This is a genomic window from Variovorax sp. GW821-FHT10D07 (assembly GCF_059415325.1).
Genome location: NZ_JBWKMZ010000001.1, coordinates 14,362 through 30,812 on the forward strand (window position 1 = coordinate 14,362; position 16,451 = coordinate 30,812).

12 protein-coding genes are annotated in these 16,451 nt (G+C 68.1%); 4 read left to right on the forward strand and 8 right to left on the reverse strand.

The features are described from left to right. Nucleotides 1-4: 4 nt before the first annotated feature. The 6 genes from AC07PU_RS00065 to AC07PU_RS00090 all read right to left on the reverse strand — a co-directional run bounded on the left by AC07PU_RS00065 (nucleotide 5) and on the right by AC07PU_RS00090 (nucleotide 11,429). The gene (locus tag AC07PU_RS00065; protein ID WP_495314152.1) at nucleotides 5-688 is read right to left on the reverse strand and encodes a DUF3540 domain-containing protein; all 684 of its coding nucleotides are present in this window, start codon (nucleotides 686-688) and stop codon (nucleotides 5-7) included. Continuing rightward, complete coding sequence (locus AC07PU_RS00070) at nucleotides 685-1,755, reverse strand: pentapeptide repeat-containing protein (RefSeq protein ID WP_495314154.1); 1,071 nt, start codon at nucleotides 1,753-1,755, stop codon at nucleotides 685-687. The genes AC07PU_RS00065 and AC07PU_RS00070 overlap by 4 nt, the downstream gene beginning before the upstream one ends. Beyond that, nucleotides 1,752-4,352 (reverse strand): DUF2169 family type VI secretion system accessory protein, encoded by a 2,601-nt coding sequence (locus AC07PU_RS00075; RefSeq protein ID WP_495314156.1) that lies wholly within the window; start codon nucleotides 4,350-4,352, stop codon nucleotides 1,752-1,754. Before AC07PU_RS00075 ends, AC07PU_RS00070 begins: the two co-directional genes overlap by 4 nt. A 5-nt stretch (nucleotides 4,353-4,357) precedes the next feature. Further along, on the reverse strand, nucleotides 4,358-7,300 hold the full coding sequence (locus tag AC07PU_RS00080; RefSeq protein WP_495314158.1) for a type VI secretion system Vgr family protein: 2,943 nt from the start codon (nucleotides 7,298-7,300) through the stop codon (nucleotides 4,358-4,360). A 110-nt stretch (nucleotides 7,301-7,410) separates the two neighbouring features. After that, nucleotides 7,411-8,358 carry an amidohydrolase family protein gene (locus tag AC07PU_RS00085; RefSeq protein WP_495314160.1) on the reverse strand — a complete coding sequence of 316 codons (948 nt, stop codon included), beginning with the start codon at nucleotides 8,356-8,358 and terminating at the stop codon, nucleotides 7,411-7,413. A gap of 176 nt (nucleotides 8,359-8,534) precedes the next feature. Next, nucleotides 8,535-11,429 carry an ATP-binding protein gene (locus AC07PU_RS00090; protein ID WP_495314162.1) on the reverse strand — a complete coding sequence of 965 codons (2,895 nt, stop codon included), beginning with the start codon at nucleotides 11,427-11,429 and terminating at the stop codon, nucleotides 8,535-8,537. 227 nt (nucleotides 11,430-11,656) lie between these two features. Between AC07PU_RS00090 and AC07PU_RS00095 the strand changes: the two genes are divergently transcribed. The 4 genes from AC07PU_RS00095 to AC07PU_RS00110 all read left to right on the forward strand — a co-directional run bounded on the left by AC07PU_RS00095 (nucleotide 11,657) and on the right by AC07PU_RS00110 (nucleotide 14,922). After that, nucleotides 11,657-12,643: a GlxA family transcriptional regulator gene (locus AC07PU_RS00095; protein ID WP_495314165.1), complete on the forward strand. Its 987-nt coding sequence runs from the start codon at nucleotides 11,657-11,659 to the stop codon at nucleotides 12,641-12,643. A 292-nt stretch (nucleotides 12,644-12,935) separates the two neighbouring features. Then, nucleotides 12,936-13,691 carry an SDR family oxidoreductase gene (locus AC07PU_RS00100; protein ID WP_093346414.1) on the forward strand — a complete coding sequence of 252 codons (756 nt, stop codon included), beginning with the start codon at nucleotides 12,936-12,938 and terminating at the stop codon, nucleotides 13,689-13,691. 34 nt (nucleotides 13,692-13,725) lie between these two features. Beyond that, nucleotides 13,726-14,406 carry a class I SAM-dependent methyltransferase gene (locus AC07PU_RS00105; RefSeq protein WP_495314168.1) on the forward strand — a complete coding sequence of 227 codons (681 nt, stop codon included), beginning with the start codon at nucleotides 13,726-13,728 and terminating at the stop codon, nucleotides 14,404-14,406. Between the two features lie 24 nt (nucleotides 14,407-14,430). Beyond that, a complete protein-coding gene (locus AC07PU_RS00110; protein WP_495314170.1) occupies nucleotides 14,431-14,922 on the forward strand; it encodes a GNAT family N-acetyltransferase in 492 nt (163 codons plus the stop codon). Here the strand turns inward: AC07PU_RS00110 and AC07PU_RS00115 are convergent. After that, on the reverse strand, nucleotides 14,893-15,456 hold the full coding sequence (locus AC07PU_RS00115) for a DUF6891 domain-containing protein (protein WP_495314172.1): 564 nt from the start codon (nucleotides 15,454-15,456) through the stop codon (nucleotides 14,893-14,895). The genes AC07PU_RS00110 and AC07PU_RS00115 overlap by 30 nt on opposite strands. A gap of 81 nt (nucleotides 15,457-15,537) precedes the next feature. Continuing rightward, nucleotides 15,538-16,437: a dihydrodipicolinate synthase family protein gene (locus AC07PU_RS00120; RefSeq protein ID WP_495314174.1), complete on the reverse strand. Its 900-nt coding sequence runs from the start codon at nucleotides 16,435-16,437 to the stop codon at nucleotides 15,538-15,540. Nucleotides 16,438-16,451: the final 14 nt, after the last annotated feature.

Sequence of the window (16,451 nt, forward strand, 5' to 3'; positions counted from 1 at the left end):
GTCCTCACCCCAGATGGATCTGTCCGCCGCGCGCCTTCACCAGGCTGCTGCCATCGACCAGCGTATGTTGCGATCTGAGATGCATGACCGTGTCGGCTTCCAGTTCGACGTGGGCAGCGCTCACCCGATCGAGACCCGTCGTCGACCGGGTATAGGTCTCGCTGAAATGCTGCACCCGTGTCATGGCGCTCGATAGCGTGGAGGCTACGAGCTTGATGGTGCCGGCGATGAAGCGCAGTCCTTCGACGACGACGTGGGCGCGATCCGTCGTCAGCTCGAGCGATTGACTCGCCACGTGGACATCGTCGGCATCGATGGAGAACTTCGGAGCCTCGACGGAGAAACCCCCTCCGCGTACCGTCCATCGCACGGGCCCGCTGGACAGTCGCAATGGGGCCGCTTCTCCGTTTGCCGGTGCCGACGCGCGTGAGAGGATCGAGGTGATCCAGACACCCGAGGCTCCGGCATCGAGGCAGGACACCGTATCTCCCGGTTCAGGCAGCACCAGGCAACTGAACGATGCGCGCGCCTTCAGCGAGCGGTGGCCATCGAGCACCTGGAACGAACCATCCTGGCTGTCGACGACCACGCCGGCATGCCAGTGGCCATTGGCGCGGTGAGACCTTCCTGCCCGGGGCGGGCGAGGCGTGCGGCGGAGCGTTGCGGTGGAGCGATTGAACATGGTCATGCGGTTGAGTGGGCTGTGAACAGTGCTGGTTTCCATTCGTCCGCGCGCTGCAGCTCGGCATCGTGGGGCGCGGCTTGCGCACTCTCGACGCCGATCGCACCTCCCCATTGGACTCGGTGCAACGTGGATCGGTGAAGAACGGCTTGTGAGAAATCGGCTTGCATAAGCTGGGCGTGACTCAGGTCCGCGTGGCTCAGATCGGCTCCGACCCACCGGCTCTGGGGCAGCTGCGCCTGCGCGAAATGCGCTTGCTGGAGATTCGCTCCGTCGAAGATCGCGGCCGGCAGATTTGCTGCGCTGAAGAGGCTTCGGGGAAGCTGGGCCCAGGCGAAGTCGGGATGGCTTCCGTGCGCATTGCAGAAGATGCTCATGGCCGCCTGGACTCGGCGGAAGGATGCGTTCTCGATCCTGGCGTCCTGGAAGTTGCATTGCTTGAGCACCGCATCGGAGAAATCGAAACCCGACAGGTCGGTTCCGGCAAACTGACAGCCTTCGAGGCGCATGCCCGAGAAGCGCAGGCCTGCAAGCCGCGATTTGAAGAACACTGTGTGGCGCAACCGCGCTGCTTCCCAGGAAGGACTGGTCAGTTCGCTCTCCTGAATGCTCGCGTGTTCGAGGTCGGCGCCGTCGAGCGATACGTCGTGCAACCGGCATTCGCCGAACACGGCGGATACGAGCCTGGCGTCGCGCAGGGAGCTTCCGGAGAGGTCGCAGCGCGACAGGGTCGCCATCGACAGCGAGGCCTGGCCCAGTTGGCCGTGTTTCAGGTCGCATGACGAGAAGGTGGCCCCTTGAAGCGAGGCTTGTCGAAGATCCACGTGCGTCATGGTGCATCGATCGAACACTGCGTGTCGCAGTCGCGCTCCCGTGAAAATGGCACCGCTCAGATCGCATCGATCGAACACGGCTTCGCGCAGGTCCGCGCCGCGAAAGTCGACCTGAGCCAGCCTTACCTGCGTGAACACGATCGCGCACAGGGATGCGCCCGCGTAGCTCTTGCCTCGCAGATCGCGTTCCGAGACCGCTTCGCTCATCGCCGCCGCGAGCACGAGCGTCTCCGGGCTCACTGCGAAACCTCCGTTTCGGGCGCTTCACGCCGAGGCCACGTCCTGGCGCGCGCCAGCAAGGCGCCTTGCAATTGCACCGAGCCGTCGATCAGGATGTTGGAGAGATCCGCGCCGAAGAGATTGCTGTCCCGGAGGTCGAGGTTGCGCAGATCCGCTTTCTGCAGAAGGCAATCGCGCAGATTGGCGCTTTGCCAGTTGCCGCCGCGAAGCGTTGCGCGATTCATCAGTGCGCCGCGTGCGTCCGCGGCGCGGGCGTCGCAATCCGCCAGGATCGCACCGGCGAGATTGGCTCCCTTCAGATCCGCCCTGACCAGGGATGCACCTTCGAGATCCATGCCGCCGAGATTGGCATCGCGCAGGACGGACTGGGCCAGGTTGGCGCCGCGCAATCGCGTGCCTTTCACGAAGGAGGCGTTGGGTGCCTGCACGGCCACCAACTGGGCGCCTTCGAGCTTGCAGTCGACGAACGAGCTCCCGCCGAGTCGGGCGCCGTTCAGCCGTGCGCTCGAGAGATCGCATTCGATGAAGGTGCAGCCTCGGAGGTCGGCCTCTTCCAGCCGCAACGAGCGCAGGTCGAGCTTGTAGAAGGTCTGGCCGCTGGCTTCGAGCGCGCGGCCGTCGGCGGCGTTCCATGTCGTGTCCATCCACTGCGCGCCGGCGAGCTTCGCGCCGCGCAGTTGGCAGCGCTCGAAGTGGCAGTGCGCGAGGATGGCGTCCTGCAGGTCGGCGCCGTCGAACACGGCACCCACGAGGCCGGCGCGGCCAAGATTGGCGCCTCGAAACGAGGTGTTGATGGCAATGGCACCGTCCAGCCGGGCATGGGCCAGCACGGCATCGGCGAAATTGGCGCCCGAAAGGTTGCTGTGCGAGAAGTCGACGCTCTCGAGATGGGCACCGCTGAAGTCGATGCCACTCAAGTCCATGTTGGCGAAGTTCGCGCCCGTAAAGTCCTGCAGCATGAAGCTTCGGAGGCCCAGTGCGTGAGCTCGTGTCATTTCCGAACGCAGCGACTGTGCTTCCTCTGCATTCATCGCCAGCGCCCTCGGCTGGACATGGGCCGATTGCAGATAGCCTTGCCGCTCCGCGTCCTCTTTCTGCAGGAGCTTCGGGAACATCGCGGCCTCGTCGAAGGGCTTGCCTGTGGCGGCGAACAGCTGCTTGAGTTCGTCGCGGTGCTGTGCGGCGCGATAGCGCGGGGGCCCACGGTGGCCGTCCGAGAACAGTCGAATGCCCTGGGTTTTCTCGAGTTCGAGGGCCTTCTCGACCAAGGAGATCATGTCCTCGATGGCGGCCACTTGCTGCTCGCGGGATTCGAGGAGCTTGCGTTCCACGTAGGCGGTCAGTTCCGGCCCGGCGGGAACCGGATCAGGTTCGGGAACGCGCAGGCCCATGGCATCGGGGTCCTTGCCGAGCTTGCGGACTTCCTCGCGCGCCAGTTCCATGTCGACAGTGGCCCGGCGCCTTTCCGATTCCGCTTGGAGTCCGTCGCTGGCGAGTGCGGCTTTCATCGTCTCGGTCTCGGGATCGGAGCCGTCGAGGCCCTCGGGAAGAAGGTCCGCATCGTTCAAGGCGTGGAGCGCGCCGAGTTCCGGGTCGGCGCGCTTGGCCAATACGTCGAAGTAGTGCGCGTCATCGCGGGCGGCGCCGATGCGTTCCACCGCGGCGAGCAACTCCACGACGTCCACGGCGTCGTCCTCTCGCACCGGCGTCAATCCTTGAAAGATCAGGATCGCGCGTTCTGCGTGCGGGAAGAACCAGACGGTGGTGAGGCGCAGGGGAACCTCGACGAGATCGTGGCCGTTGCCGGCATCGGAGCGCTTGCGCGCGAAGACACGCGCACGCAGGCCCGGGAGTCGGCCTTCGATGCATTCCTTGGTCGGATGCATGCCCTCCAGCCGGAAAATCTCGTCGCCCTCGAGAGGACCCTCCATCCATTGATCCGCCGGTGCCAGGTTGAAATGGCACCAATCGGTGTCTGGCGCGAAGCCGGGAGCATGTTCGCGCAGATAGTCATCGCCATACGTGCCCCGCAGCCGGGCCCGGTCGGGGTGCAGGGGATCGATTGCGCCGAAGCCGACGGGTGCTGGACGCTGCCTGGGCGAGACGATGCGCTCGTTCGGGCTCTCGATGTTCGGCAGGCGATGCAAACCCTCGATGGTTTGAGCACCGATGCCGCCCGGATTGGCCGGTACATCCGGTCCACCGAAAGACCGGGACCAAGACAGCGGCAGCTTGTCGAAGGCCTCGGGTGCGCTCGGCGTGTCTCCATGCCAGTGCCGATCGCCGAAGACGAGCAGGGTTTTCTCGCGCGCGCCGAGTCGGGCGCGCACGGCTCGGGCATGGCTGCCACCGGCGGGCGGATAGGCATGTCCGTGTACGAGAAATTCGGGTGTCAGTTTGGCGATGCCCTCGTCGATCAGAGGCGTTTCCATTTCGCGTGCGAGGAAGTTCCACATCGACTGCTCGCCCCAAAGACGTCCCCGCTCCCCCTGGTCAAAAGGTACGTGAAGCATCGCGCCGATCGAAAGCGCATGCGTCTTTCGGAACGTCAAGGGACGCGTGTTCAGGCTGATCTGCCCGGGCTTGACGACTTGCATTGGCATCAGTTCTTGGGCAGATCATCCGGGGTTGGCGGCTCGTCCTGCGGCGCCGCCGATGGAGGAGGTTGATCAGGCTTCGGTTCATGCGTGTGCTTGTCGGCGAACGAGCCGTGATAGGCTGCACCATAGAGATGGCCCGGGGGAGGTGCCTTGCGAGCATCGACATCATTCGGGTTCTCGACCTTGAGCTTGTTGACCCCGCCGTGATCGGAGAACACATCGATGCCGGTGCCCATGCTCAAGCCTGGAGTCAGCAAGAGTTTTCCGCCTCTCAAGCGCTCGTCGACGGCATCGGATAGCCTGTGCAGTCGATCCGCGAGGCCGGGGAGATCGTTCTTCCAGGCTTCTTCCGCAGCGTCGTGCAGTTCTTTCACCGCGTTCTTGTACTGAGTCAAGGTGGCCGCACCGTCTGCGAAGTGGTAGTACAAGCCGCCAATGGCCGTTGTGACCATTCCAAGAAGCGCCGCATGACCACCGTATTTGGGCATGTGGAACGTCTTCTCGTCGGATTCGCCCGCACCTTCGGGTGGCGTGATCGTGAAGAGCGTGCAGCTTTTCTTGAGAACGTTGGCTCTCTCGAGGCTGAGGCCCGCAACGGCGTCTTGTTTGAACCCAGCGGTGTTCTCCAGCCTGAGGCCGAAGAAATTCGAGAAGCTCATCCCCAGCGTGGTTTCTAGACAGAGTCCCCCGAACGATGTTCTGGCGATACCCATGTTTGCCTCGCTGTTGAGGCCCATATAGCCGCTGGAGTTGCTGCCGAGCACAGTTTGATTCGATCCGATCGAGGTCTCGTTAATGTCTCCGACGGCGAAGGTCTCTACATTGGTGTTGCTAACGACCTTTACCTGATTGGCGAGGAGCGTATAGGGCCCCGTTGGGCTGCTGACCACGGTGGAGTTGGATCCAGTCACGACGAAGTCGTAATGCGCCGCCTCGAAGCGAATGTTCCGCGCCTTGAACGAGTAGTCCCCGCCGACGGTGACCGTCTTGTTCCCGAGCACGTCGCGCGTCTCGTCGGCCCGCGTGATGTCCACGCGTTGCCCGCCGACGTCGACCTTCGAATTCTTCTGCACCGTGAGATTGCGGTCGGCGTCCACGAAGGCATCCTGCTTGCCCACCACGTGGTGCAACTGGTCCTTCTTGATCGTCTGCTTCTGCATGCCGTCGACGATCGAGCGGTCGTTGTTCGCAACGTGCACCATGCGGTCGTGGCCCACCTGCTGCGTCTGGTCGTGGTCGACGGTCAGGGTCTGGTCGCGGCCGACGTAGGTCGCATCGTCGCGCTCCACCACCCGCCGCATGTCCCGCTCCGCATGCACCGACAACAGCTCCTCCCCCTTGCGATCCTCGAACTGGATCTCGTTGTAGTTGCTCGCATCGCCCCCGGGCGTGGAGCGCGTGCGGAAGCCGCTCTGCGTGGGCGACTTGTAGGGAATGGGCTGGTCGTCGTTGTAGACCCGTCCCACGATCACGGGCCGGTCGGGGTCGCCGTTGAGAAAATCGACGATCACCTCCTGCCCGATGCGCGGCGCGAAGTAGCCGCCCCAGCCTTTGCCGGCCCAGGGTTGCGACACGCGCACCCAGCAGGTCGACTTCTCGTTGCTCTCGTCGTAGCGGTCCCAGTGGAAGTGCACCTTCACGCGGCCGTGCTCGTCCACGTGCAGCTCGTCGCCTTCGGGGCCGACCACGATCGCGGTCTGCGGGCCGGGCATGGTCACGCGCGGCGTGAGGCGCGGCGGGCGAAACGGCAGCTGCATCGGCAGCACGGTGAGAAAGAACACGCAGACGCCGCGCTGGGCGTCGTGCAGCCTGCGCTCGGTGCGGATCAGTTCGTCGAGCACCCCGTCCGCGCCGTCGTTGACCGCATCGCCCGCGATCAGGCCGCACAGCCGCTCGGCATGCCATTTGCGCGTGCGCTCGTCGTCGGCGCCTTCATAGCCCGGATGGGTGATGACGAAGCTGCAGGCGCCGATCAGGTGTTCGCCGCGCGCCAGCTCGGGCGCATCGCCCTCGAGCACGAAGCTGCGGCCTACGCCCACGTCGGGCCAGGTCGTCACGGCCCAATGGCGGTCTCGGCGCGCGATCAGTTCCTCGCCGCGGATCCTGGCCGTGGCCTCGGCGTGCTCGACGCTGAAGTAGTCGCCCGGGTATTCGAAGTCCTCGAACTCGGCGAGCTCGTGTTCGTCGGCGGCGTCGATGGTGGCGCCGATGTTCTTGCGGATGGCCTTGAAGTCGCTGTCGCGCGCCGCGTGCTTGCCGGTGTCCAGGCGCTGCGTGGAGATCCAGCGCGTGATCTCGTTGAAGCGCGCCTCGCCCGCGACGTCGGTGTAGTGCAGCACCGGCGTGGCCGGCAGGCGCTTGTGCGCGACGAAGCTGGTGTCGGCGAGCTGCAGCCGGCCCGGCTCGTCGTGCGCGTCGAACCAGTAGTAGATGCCTTCGGCCTCGAGCAGCCGCGAGAGGAAATCGTGGTCGCTCTCCTGGAACTGCACGCAGTAGCGGTGCGGTTCGTGCGCGCCAATCACACCGTCGGCATTGGTCTTGCGGATGCGCCGCGCCGGGCTGTCCTCGAACACGCCGTTGAGCACATCGAGCACCGGCTTGTCCTGGAAGATGCGCGAGTTGCGCCGCTTGGTCAGCAGCCAGAACCAGGAGCGCAGCGTGATGCGGTAGCGGTGGTAGCGCCCGGTGCGGCCTTCGCGCAGGAAGCGCACGGCGTGTCCGTGGCAGTGGCGGGTATGCGGGAGCTCATGGGCATCGATGAAGTCGATGCCGATGTCGAAGGCGCGGCCCAGGATGTCCTTGGGTTGCACATGCCCGTTCTTCGACAGCACCGTGAGTTCGTAGACCGCGGCGCGCGACAGGCCCTCGTGGCCGATGAGGCTCCAGAACATGAGGTCATTGGCGACGGGGGAGTCGGTGTCGATACGGATGTCGTGCGTGTGCATGGGTCATCGATTGTTCGAAATCGGCGGGCGCGGCGCGATGGTCGTTCCGCTCGAATGGATGGCCGTGCGTCCTGCAATGGCCGCGAATTCCTCGCCCGCAGCCGTTCGTTTCAAGGTTTCATCCCCACGAGCCGCAGGAGATTGCCGCGCGCCACGAGTTCTCGCGCCTCGGGAGCGAGCTGGCCCAGGAAGTTCTGCACGCTCGCGAACTTCATGGCCTCGGCGTCGGCCGAGCGGTGGCTCGCATCGGTGCCGATCAGGAAGCGGTGCGGCTGCGCCTCGATCAGCGCGAGCCATTCGGGCCAGACGTTCTGGCCGTCGCGCAGCACGGTGTAGTCGGGCGAGCGCGGATGGCGCGGCCAGGTGCGCGCGCTGAGTTCGTAGTGCAGGTTCGGATGCCGATCGAGCAGCCGCCGCGCGAGGAACAGCGGCGTGTAGCCGCCATGGGCCCAGATCACCGGCACGTCGGGAAAGCGCTCGAGCATCTGTTGCAGCTCGGCCATGCGCGTGGATTCCACATGCACCATCACCGGCAGCCGATACTTGCGCGCGAGCGCCATGATGCCGGTCATGGTCGCGCCGGTGGGGCTGTAGTCGGTCTCAGCGAAGCCCGATGCCGGGAAGTGCGCGGCCGAGATCTCGCCGATGCCCTTGTAGAGCCCGGTGGCCAGCAGCGCGTCGAGTTGCGCGAGCAGGGTCGGATCGTCGGCGCTCCAGCCCGGGCGGTAGATGCTGCGCTCGGGCGAGATCGAGGCGAAGGGAATCAGCCGGTCGGGATGGCGCTTCGCGGCCTCGGCCACCGAATCGTTGCTGCTGCGCCCGCCCCAGAACACCACGGCATGCGTGGCGCCCCAGCGGTCCATCAGCGCGAGCTGCATCGCGAGGTCGTTGAGATGCACGTGCGCGTCGGCGAAGGGGATCATCGGCGCGGCGGAGCGCGCATCGGGCAGCGGCGCGGTCTGCGACCAGGCCGGCAGGGCCGCGGCCCACAGCAGGCCCGCGCGCAGGCAGAGCGTGCGCGCCAGGCGTTGCAGTCGTCGTCGATCGGTCCAGTGCATGGCGTGTCCTCGTGCGGCGGGAGGGCCTTCGCCCTGGGGGAGATGCACGTTAAACGCGGGGAGAAGGAAAGACGGTCAGCGATTGGTAAGCGTCTGTCGAAAGAGATAGGGATTGGCCGTGGAGACGTCGCTTGCCCCCACCCCGGCCCTCCCCCAGAGGGGGAGGGAGAAAGGCCTCAGCGCTGCAGCAGGGACCTGGCGCGCTGCACGCGCGCGAGGCTCTCGCCACCGCGCACCTGCGTGAGCGCCCGCGACAGTCCCGCGCGCTCCGCCCCGCCGGCGTCGGGTCGTTCGCAGAGTTCGATCCACGCCGCGAGCGCGGCCCAGGCCGATTGCTGCGCCGCACCGTGGTGCAACGCGCGCTCGAGCGCGCGCCGCGATTCGGCATCGTCGTGCTGCGCGGCGTGCCAGCGGGCATCGAGCCGGTGGATGTCGCTGAGATGGCCGGCTTCGCCGAACTGCCCCGCGCTATGCAGCCCGGCGTCGATCTCGGCGCGGGCCTCGTCGAGCTGGCCGGCGCGCAGCGCCACCTCGGCCGCATACAGGTGGACCTGGCTCGCGCCCGCGAACATGCCGCGCTGGCGGTGCCGCTCGAGCGCCGCGCGGATGCGCTGCGTCGCGCTCTGCGCGGGCCGGCGCGCTCCATGCCCGGCGATCCAGCCGTCGAACCACAGGGCCGGGCCCTCGGCCTGGCCGATGTCGTCGGCACCGGCCGCGGCCTGCAGGGTGGGCAGCATCTCGGCCACCAGCGCGGCTTCGCCGAGCGCGGCGCCCGCGGTCGATGCACCCCAGGCGGCCAGCATGCTGGCCATCGGCGCGCCGAGCCGCAGGGCGCGTTCGCGTGCCCGCGCGAGATGCTGCAAGGCGGTGTCGATCTCGCCGACCATCACCAGCGGCAGCGCGGAATTGGCGAGCATCGACACCACCGGATCGATCGGGAACGGCGCGCCCGCGATGCGCGACTCCTCGCGCGCGCAGATCGCGAGCCCTTCGCGCAGGCAGTTCGCCGCCGCCGCGTAGTCGCCCCGGAACGACAGCGTGGTGCCGCGCAGGTTCAGGGCGCAGACCACCACCGCGGGATCGTCGAAGCGCCGGCCCAGGGCCTCGACGCGCTCGGCCATTCGCAGCGCTTGCCGGTAGTCGGCGCGCGCCATGTGGATCCATCCGAGGCCGCCATGGATCCAGCCATGCGCGGCGGCCGCCGGCCGGCGTTCGCAGAGCTCGAGCGCGCGGGCCAGCGAGACCTCGCGCTCGGGCGCCGCGAAGCCCAGGTACTGCGCGAAGGCCACGGCCTGGTGGGCATGCAGCCCGAGTTCGAGCGCATCGCGCTCGGGTGGCGGCAGCGCATCGCTGCGGCCGAGCAGCGCCAGCGCCCGGCGCGCGAGCCGCACCGCTTCCTGCGGCGCGAAGCGCGCGACCGCGAGCCGCGTCGCCTCCGCGCTGTGGCGGATCGCGGCGGTCGCGTCGTGGCTGCGCTCGTGGTGCTCGGCCAGCTCCGCGGCCGCCACCGGCAGGCCGAGCGGCGCCATGGCCTCGAGGCCCTGCGCCGCGCGGCGGTGCAGCTCGGCGCGTCGCGCCGCGCCCAGGCGCTGATAGAGCACGTGGCGATGCAGCGCATGGCGAAAGGCATGGCGGGCGTCGAAGCTGTCGTCGGCCAGCCGCTCGACCGCGAGCGGCACCAGCCACTGGCCCTGCCTGGCGAGCCGGTCGATCTGCGCGCGCACCGACAGCCGCGAGCGTTCGAGCATCGAGGCCAGCGGCTGGCTCCAGAACTCCACGCCGAGCACCGAGGCCGCTTCGAGCAGCGACTGGTCCTCGGGCTCGAGCAGCTCGAGCTGCCGCTCGATCAGGTGCGCGAGCCCTTGCGCCAGTCGTGCCGGCGGCTCGGCGAAGGCGTCGGGCGGAGGCCCGCCCGGGCCGTCCCGCGTGTCCGCGTGCTCGCGGTCGGCGGCGTCGAGCCAGGTCGCGAGGTACAGCGGCAGGCCGCCGGTCTGCGCATGCAGCCGCTGCGCCAGGTGGGTCGATGGGGGCTGCCGTGCATAGCGGCCCGCGAGGTACTCGGCCACCTCACTCGCGGAGAACGCGGCCAGCTCGAGGCCGCGCGCCAGGCCGCGCAGCCGCAGCCGCGCATGCAGGTCGGCCACGGCGGTCGGCCGGCCCTGCGCATCGGCGGGGCGCAGGCTCGCCACCAGCATCCAGCGCGCGCGTTCGCGCCGGCTGGCCAGGTGCTCGATCAGTTGCAGCGAGGGCAGGTCGCTCCACTGCAGGTCCTCGAGGACCAGGAGGATGGGCTGGGGCTCGGCCAGCCGGTCCAGCATCTCGCGGAACTCGCGCAGCACGCGCCCCGGACCCACGCCGTCGATCTCCTGCCGCAGCGTGAGCCGCTCGGCCTCGCTCGCATGCCAGGGCATCTGGGCCAGCCAGGTGGGCGCGATGCGCCGTATCTGAGGCACCGCGCCCGGGTGGCTGCGGCACAGGCCGTTGAGCGCCTCGAGGATCGGCATGTGCGGCTCGTCCTGGCCGCCCTGCTCGACGCACTGGCCGCGTGCCACCAGCGCCGCGCCCGCATGCCGCGCGAAGTGGTCGATCAGCGTGGTCTTGCCGATGCCGGCCTCGCCGATCACGAACACCAGCTGCGCCGTGCCTTCGCGCGCCTGCTGCCAGGCCGCATGGAGCGCATCGAGCGCGGCCTGGCGACCGACCAGCCGGTCGCCGGCCGGCTGCACCCAGGCGGGCGGCGCCGCCGTGGCGCCTTCGATGGCGGCGATGAAGCGATAGCCGCGGCGCGGCACGGTCTCGACGTAGCGCGGCTGCGAAGGATCTTCGCCGAGCGCGATGCGCAGCTGGTTGATCGCGGTCTTCACGACGGCGTCGCTGACCACCTGCGCGGGCCAGACCTGTTGCAACAGCGTGGCCTTGGCGATCAGCCGGCCGGGGTGGCCCGCGAGCGCGCAGAGCAGCGCGAAGACCTTGGGTTGCAGCGCGACGGGCGCGTCGTCGCGCAGCAGGCGGCCGGCGGCCGCGTCGAGCACGAAGGGACCGAAGCGCAGGGGTGGAAGCGGGGCACTCACCATCGGTTCATCGCGGGGCGTCGGTTGCGAGGCGGCGGGGCGATGCGCATCGGGCGATTGTCATGGGGCAGGGGCTCGCTGGGTGGGATGTACCGATGCCGTCGGGGTGAATGCATGCCGCCCGCGGCACTCGAAGTCTTCCAGACGAACGAGGCACGGCGTTTTTCAAGCCGCGGATCTCGGGGTGCGCCAGAATCCCGGACCGATCCCGCTCGACCTCCTGCCCCATGCACCGCACCGTCGCCCTGCTCGTTTTCTCCGGCGTCCAGTCGCTCGACGTCAGCGGCCCGATGGACGTGTTCTCGGAAGCCAACCGCTTCCTGCCGGACGAGGACCACTACCGGCTCGAGACCATCGGCGTGGAGCACGGCACCATGCCATGCTCGAACGGCCTCTCGCTGCAGGCGCATCGCCACTATGCCGAGGTCGACGATGCCTTCGACCTGCTGCTGGTGGCCGGCGGCCCGGCGCTGGTGCGGCAGCATTTCGATCCGGCGCTGTACCGCTGGCTCGAGGCCGCGAGCGCGCGGGCCGCGAGCTTCGGTTCGATCTGCAGCGGCGCCTTCATCCTCGCGCGTGCCGGCCTGCTCAATGGCCGCACCGTCACCACGCACTGGAACGACGCGGCGGCGCTGGCCAGCCTGTGCCCGAGCGCGCGCGTCGAATCGAACCGGCTCTTCAACCAGGACGGCAAGCTCTACACCTCGGCCGGCGTCACGGCCGGCATCGACCTGTCGCTCTACCTGCTCGCGCAGCACCACGGCAACGAGGTGGCGCTGCACGTGGCCCGGCGGCTCGTGGTGTTCACGCAGCGCGCGGGCGGGCAGTCGCAGTTCAGTCCCTTCCTCACGCCGCAGCTCGAGCCGGCCTCGCCGGTCGCTCAGGTGCAGCAGTACGTGATGGCGCACCTGGGCGACGAGCTCACGGTGGCGGTGCTGGCGCGGGTCGCGCACATGAGCGAGCGCAGCTTCGCGCGCACCTTCGCGCGCGACGCGAAGCTCACGCCGGCCGAATTCGTCGAGAGCGCGCGGCTCGATGCGGCGCGCGTGATGCTCGAGAACGGCCAGGCGCCGATGAAGACCGTGGCCTTCGCCTGCGGCTTCCACGACGCGCATCGCATGCGCGCGGTGTTCCTGCGCCGCCTGGGCGTCACGCCGCAGCAGTACCGCGCGAACTTCGGCAGCACGCGGCTCGCGACGCAGCCCGGGGGTTGACGGCGGCGCGCCGGCGCGTAGACAATCCGGCCCGCAGTCGCCTTAGCGGCGCGCTGCCGTAGGCGTTACCGTCATCCAACGCGTCCTTTGTCGAGTGGTTCCCAGCAGGGAGATCTCGATGCAAAGACGCCACGGTATGCCCTCCCTCTTCCTTTCGTTCGTCCTGTTCGCCTTCCTGCGCTGCATTGCATCGCGCGGCCGGCACAGGGTCTTTTCGCGCCCGTTCGCGAAGAGCGTTGCGAGGGTTGCCATGGCTTTCTCCATGACCTCAACCCATCGAAAGACAGCCATCATGAAAACCACCGGCAACACCATCCTCGTGACGGGCGGCACCAGCGGCATCGGCCGCGCGCTCGCCGAGGCCTTGCACCGGCGCGGCAACCGCGTCATCGTCACCGGCAGGCGCCAGGCCCTGCTCGACGAGGTCACGGCCGGCCGAGCCGGCCTGTTCGGCCTGCGGCTCGACCTCGACGATCCCGCCTCGCTGCCAGGCGTCACGCGGGAGGTGCGCGAACGCTTTCCCGAGCTCAACGTGCTGATCGCCAATGCCGGCATCTCGCGCGCGGAAGACATGCGCGCCGATGCCTGGAGCGCCACCGATGCCGAAGCGATGGTGCAGACCAACATCCTCGGCGTGCTGCGCACCGCGGCCGCGTTCCTGCCGCTATTGAAGGGCCAACCCGACGCGAGCTTCATCGCGACCGGCTCGGCCCTGGCCTTCGTGCCGCGCGCCGACTTCCCGGTCTACTGCGCGAGCAAGGCCTTCCTGCACTCGTGGCTGCAGTCGCTGCGCCACCAGCTTCGCGCGGTGCCGGTCGAGGTGCTCGAACTCGCGCCGCCCTATGTGCAGACCGAACTCACGGGCAGCGCGCAGGCCTCGGACCCGCGCGCCATGCCCGTGGGCGCCTACGTGGCGGAGGTGATGCGGCTGCTGGAGCGCGGCGATCATCCGCATGGCGAGCTGATGCTCGAGCGCGACCACGCGCGGCGCTGGGCCGAGCGCGATGGCCGCTATGAAGCGGTCTTCGCGTCGCTGAACCCCTGCTGAAGCGCACCCCCAGGCGCCATGCCATCATCGTTGGATGAACTCTCACAGTGCATTCAACAGTTCCGATGCGGTCGCCAGGTACGCCGAGGGCCCGAAGCGCAACGTGCCCGGCCACAGCGGCCTGCTGCCGATGACGCGCATCCTGCTGGCCGAGCGCGTGCCGGCCGAAGGCCGCGTGCTGGTGGTCGGCGCCGGTGGCGGCCTCGAGCTCGAGGACCTCGCGCTCGCCCACCCCGGATGGCGCATCCACGGTGTCGACCCGAGCGCGCCGATGCTCGATCTCGCGGCCCAGCGGCTCGGCCCGCTGACGTCGCGCGTGGCCCTGCACGAAGGCTATGTGCAGGACGCGCCCGAAGGCCCCTTCGACGGCGCGACCTGCCTGCTGACCTTCCATTTCGTGCCGCCCGACCAGCGCCTGCCGACGGCGCGAGAGATCCATCGCCGCCTGAAGCCGGGCGCGCCCTTCGTGGTCGCGCATCTCAGCGTGGAGGACGGCGAGGGCCAGCGCGAGATATGGATGAAACGCTACGCGGCCTTCCTCGTGTCATCGGGCTCCGACCCGAAGCAGGCGGCAGCCACGAGCGAGAAGGTGCAGAAGGAGCTGGCGATTTTGTCGCCGGCGCAGGACGAGGCGATCCTGCGCGAGGCGGGGTTCAGTGGGGTGCAGCTCTTCTACGTGGGGTTCACGTTCAGGGGGTGGGTGGCTTACGCCTGAGAGATCTCTTGCCGGAGGGTGCGCATGGAATCGGAAAAGAAGACGAACGCTCGCCGGGCGCGCCCGGAAGACCTGGATGCCGTGCTCGCGCTATACCGCGAGCTGCGTCCCGATGACCCGGCACTTTCGGCCACCGAAGCCGCGGCGCTCTGGGCGAAGGTCTGCGACACGGACCCGTCGCTGATCGTCGTTGCCGAGCACGAGGATCGGATCGGCGCCACCTGCATGCTCGCGTTGATTGCCAATCTCGCGAGCGGCGGGCGGCCGATCGGATTCATCGAGCATGTGATCACCGGCGCGGCATTCCGGCGCCAGGGGTTGGGCGAGGCATGCCTGAAGTTCGCGCTCGACGAAGCTTGGCGACGGGGCTGCTGCAAGGTCGTGCTGCTGTCCGGTGCCCTGAGGCCCGAAGCGCATCGGCTCTACGAGAAGCTCGGGTTCGATGGCGACGCGGAGCGCGGGTTCGTCGTCAAGAGGCCGCGGGGGCTACCGCCTCTTCCAGTCGAATTGCGGTAGAAGAATTCGCTCGGCAAAGGTCCCGTCCCAACGGACTTCGAACCCTTGTGATCTCAGCGATTGGGCAATCAGCTCACCGACGCGAACGCCCTCGGCTTCCTCCTGCTTCGGATCCACCGGACCGAAGGCCAGGAACAAGCCCAGTCCTTGCACGGCACGCTCCAGGTCCTGCTCGTGAAAGAAGCAATAGCCGATCGCGGGATCCGTTGCGGGGCGCCGTCGTGCGTCTTCCATCACGTCCGAGTAGCCATCGCTTTGCGTGTAGCCCGCGATCTGGCGCGTGACGATGCCCTGGGTTTTCAGTGCCTCGAACACCGCGTCGAGCTTGTCGCAGTCGGTGCGCGCGGGCCACGACTTCTTTTCCTCGCGCAGGCTCGCGAAAGCCCGCGCCACTTCGGTGTCGACGAGTTCCGGATCAATGGTTCCGGGTTCGTGCATTTCCTCGCAGACGATCTCGGCGATCCGGTCGCGGCCGAGGTCGCTGCGGCGAACCAGGTAGCCGATCTCGGCCAGGACGTTCGGGCTCAGTTGCATGGAGCGCATTCTGGCGCAAGTCCCGGAGCGCATCGTCGATGAGCCAGCTGCCCACGCGAGCAGGGAGCCGAGCAACCGATCTCAGACCACCGACCGCGAATCCAGCTCCCTGAGCAGCCGCTGCAGCTGCCCGGTCGATGCCTCGTCCAGCCCGTGCAGCGGCAGCCGCGGCACCCCCGCCTCGACCCCCCGTAGCCGCAGCCCCGCCTTCACGGTCGTCGGCAGCCCGCCCTTGAGGATGAACTGCAGCACCTCGAGCTGCCCGTAGAAGATCGTGCGCGCCGCCTCCATGTCGCCCGACAGGCAGGCGTCGTGGAGCGCGACGGGCCAGCTCGGAATGATGTTGGGCGCCGCCGTGCACCAGCCCACGGCACCGGCGGCGAAAGCCTCGAGCGCGAGCGGATTGCTGCCGTTGAAGAACGGGATCTCGCCGTTCGACAGTTGCCGGATCCGGTGCATGCGCTGGATATCGCCCGTGCTCTCCTTGACCATGGTGACGTTCGCGATGTCCCGCACGATCCGCACGATCAGCTCGGGCTGCATGTCGACGCCGCTGGTCGCGGGGTTGTTGTAGAGCATGACCGGCAGGCCGATCGCGTCGGCGATGCTCTGGTAGTGGCGGAAGATCTCGGCCTCGCCGAGCTTCCAGTAGGACACGGGCAGCACCATGACCGCGTCGGCGCCAGCCGCTTCGGCGAACCTGGCCTTGCGCACCGCGTTGCGGGTCGTGAGGTCCGAGATGCCGACGATCACCGGCAGGCGCTTCGCGACCTGCGCGATCGACGCCTCGGCCACGGCATCCCACTCCTCGTCGGACAGGTAGGCGCTTTCGCCGGTGCTGCCGAGCGGTGCGATGGCATGCGAGCCCGAGAGCACCAGCCGCTCGACCACGCGGCGGCTGGTCTCGATGTCGACGGCGCCGCTGCGCTCGTCGAAGGCCGTGATGGGATAGGAAACGATGCCGAGGATTTTCTTGTTCATGAGATTGAATGAGC

What these genes read in the sequence shown, in the direction of transcription:
- AC07PU_RS00065 (WP_495314152.1), bottom strand. Translation starts at nt 688, where the DNA reads ATGACCATGTTCAATCGCTCCACCGCAACGCTCCGCCGCACGCCTCGC.
- AC07PU_RS00075 (WP_495314156.1), bottom strand. Translation starts at nt 4,352, where the DNA reads ATGCAAGTCGTCAAGCCCGGGCAGATCAGCCTGAACACGCGTCCCTTG.
- AC07PU_RS00080 (WP_495314158.1), bottom strand. Translation starts at nt 7,300, where the DNA reads ATGCACACGCACGACATCCGTATCGACACCGACTCCCCCGTCGCCAAT.
- AC07PU_RS00085 (WP_495314160.1), bottom strand. Translation starts at nt 8,358, where the DNA reads ATGCACTGGACCGATCGACGACGACTGCAACGCCTGGCGCGCACGCTC.
- AC07PU_RS00095 (WP_495314165.1), top strand. Translation starts at nt 11,657, where the DNA reads ATGCACCGCACCGTCGCCCTGCTCGTTTTCTCCGGCGTCCAGTCGCTC.
- AC07PU_RS00100 (WP_093346414.1), top strand. Translation starts at nt 12,936, where the DNA reads ATGAAAACCACCGGCAACACCATCCTCGTGACGGGCGGCACCAGCGGC.
- AC07PU_RS00105 (WP_495314168.1), top strand. Translation starts at nt 13,726, where the DNA reads ATGAACTCTCACAGTGCATTCAACAGTTCCGATGCGGTCGCCAGGTAC.
- AC07PU_RS00110 (WP_495314170.1), top strand. Translation starts at nt 14,431, where the DNA reads ATGGAATCGGAAAAGAAGACGAACGCTCGCCGGGCGCGCCCGGAAGAC.
- AC07PU_RS00115 (WP_495314172.1), bottom strand. Translation starts at nt 15,456, where the DNA reads ATGCAACTGAGCCCGAACGTCCTGGCCGAGATCGGCTACCTGGTTCGC.
- AC07PU_RS00120 (WP_495314174.1), bottom strand. Translation starts at nt 16,437, where the DNA reads ATGAACAAGAAAATCCTCGGCATCGTTTCCTATCCCATCACGGCCTTC.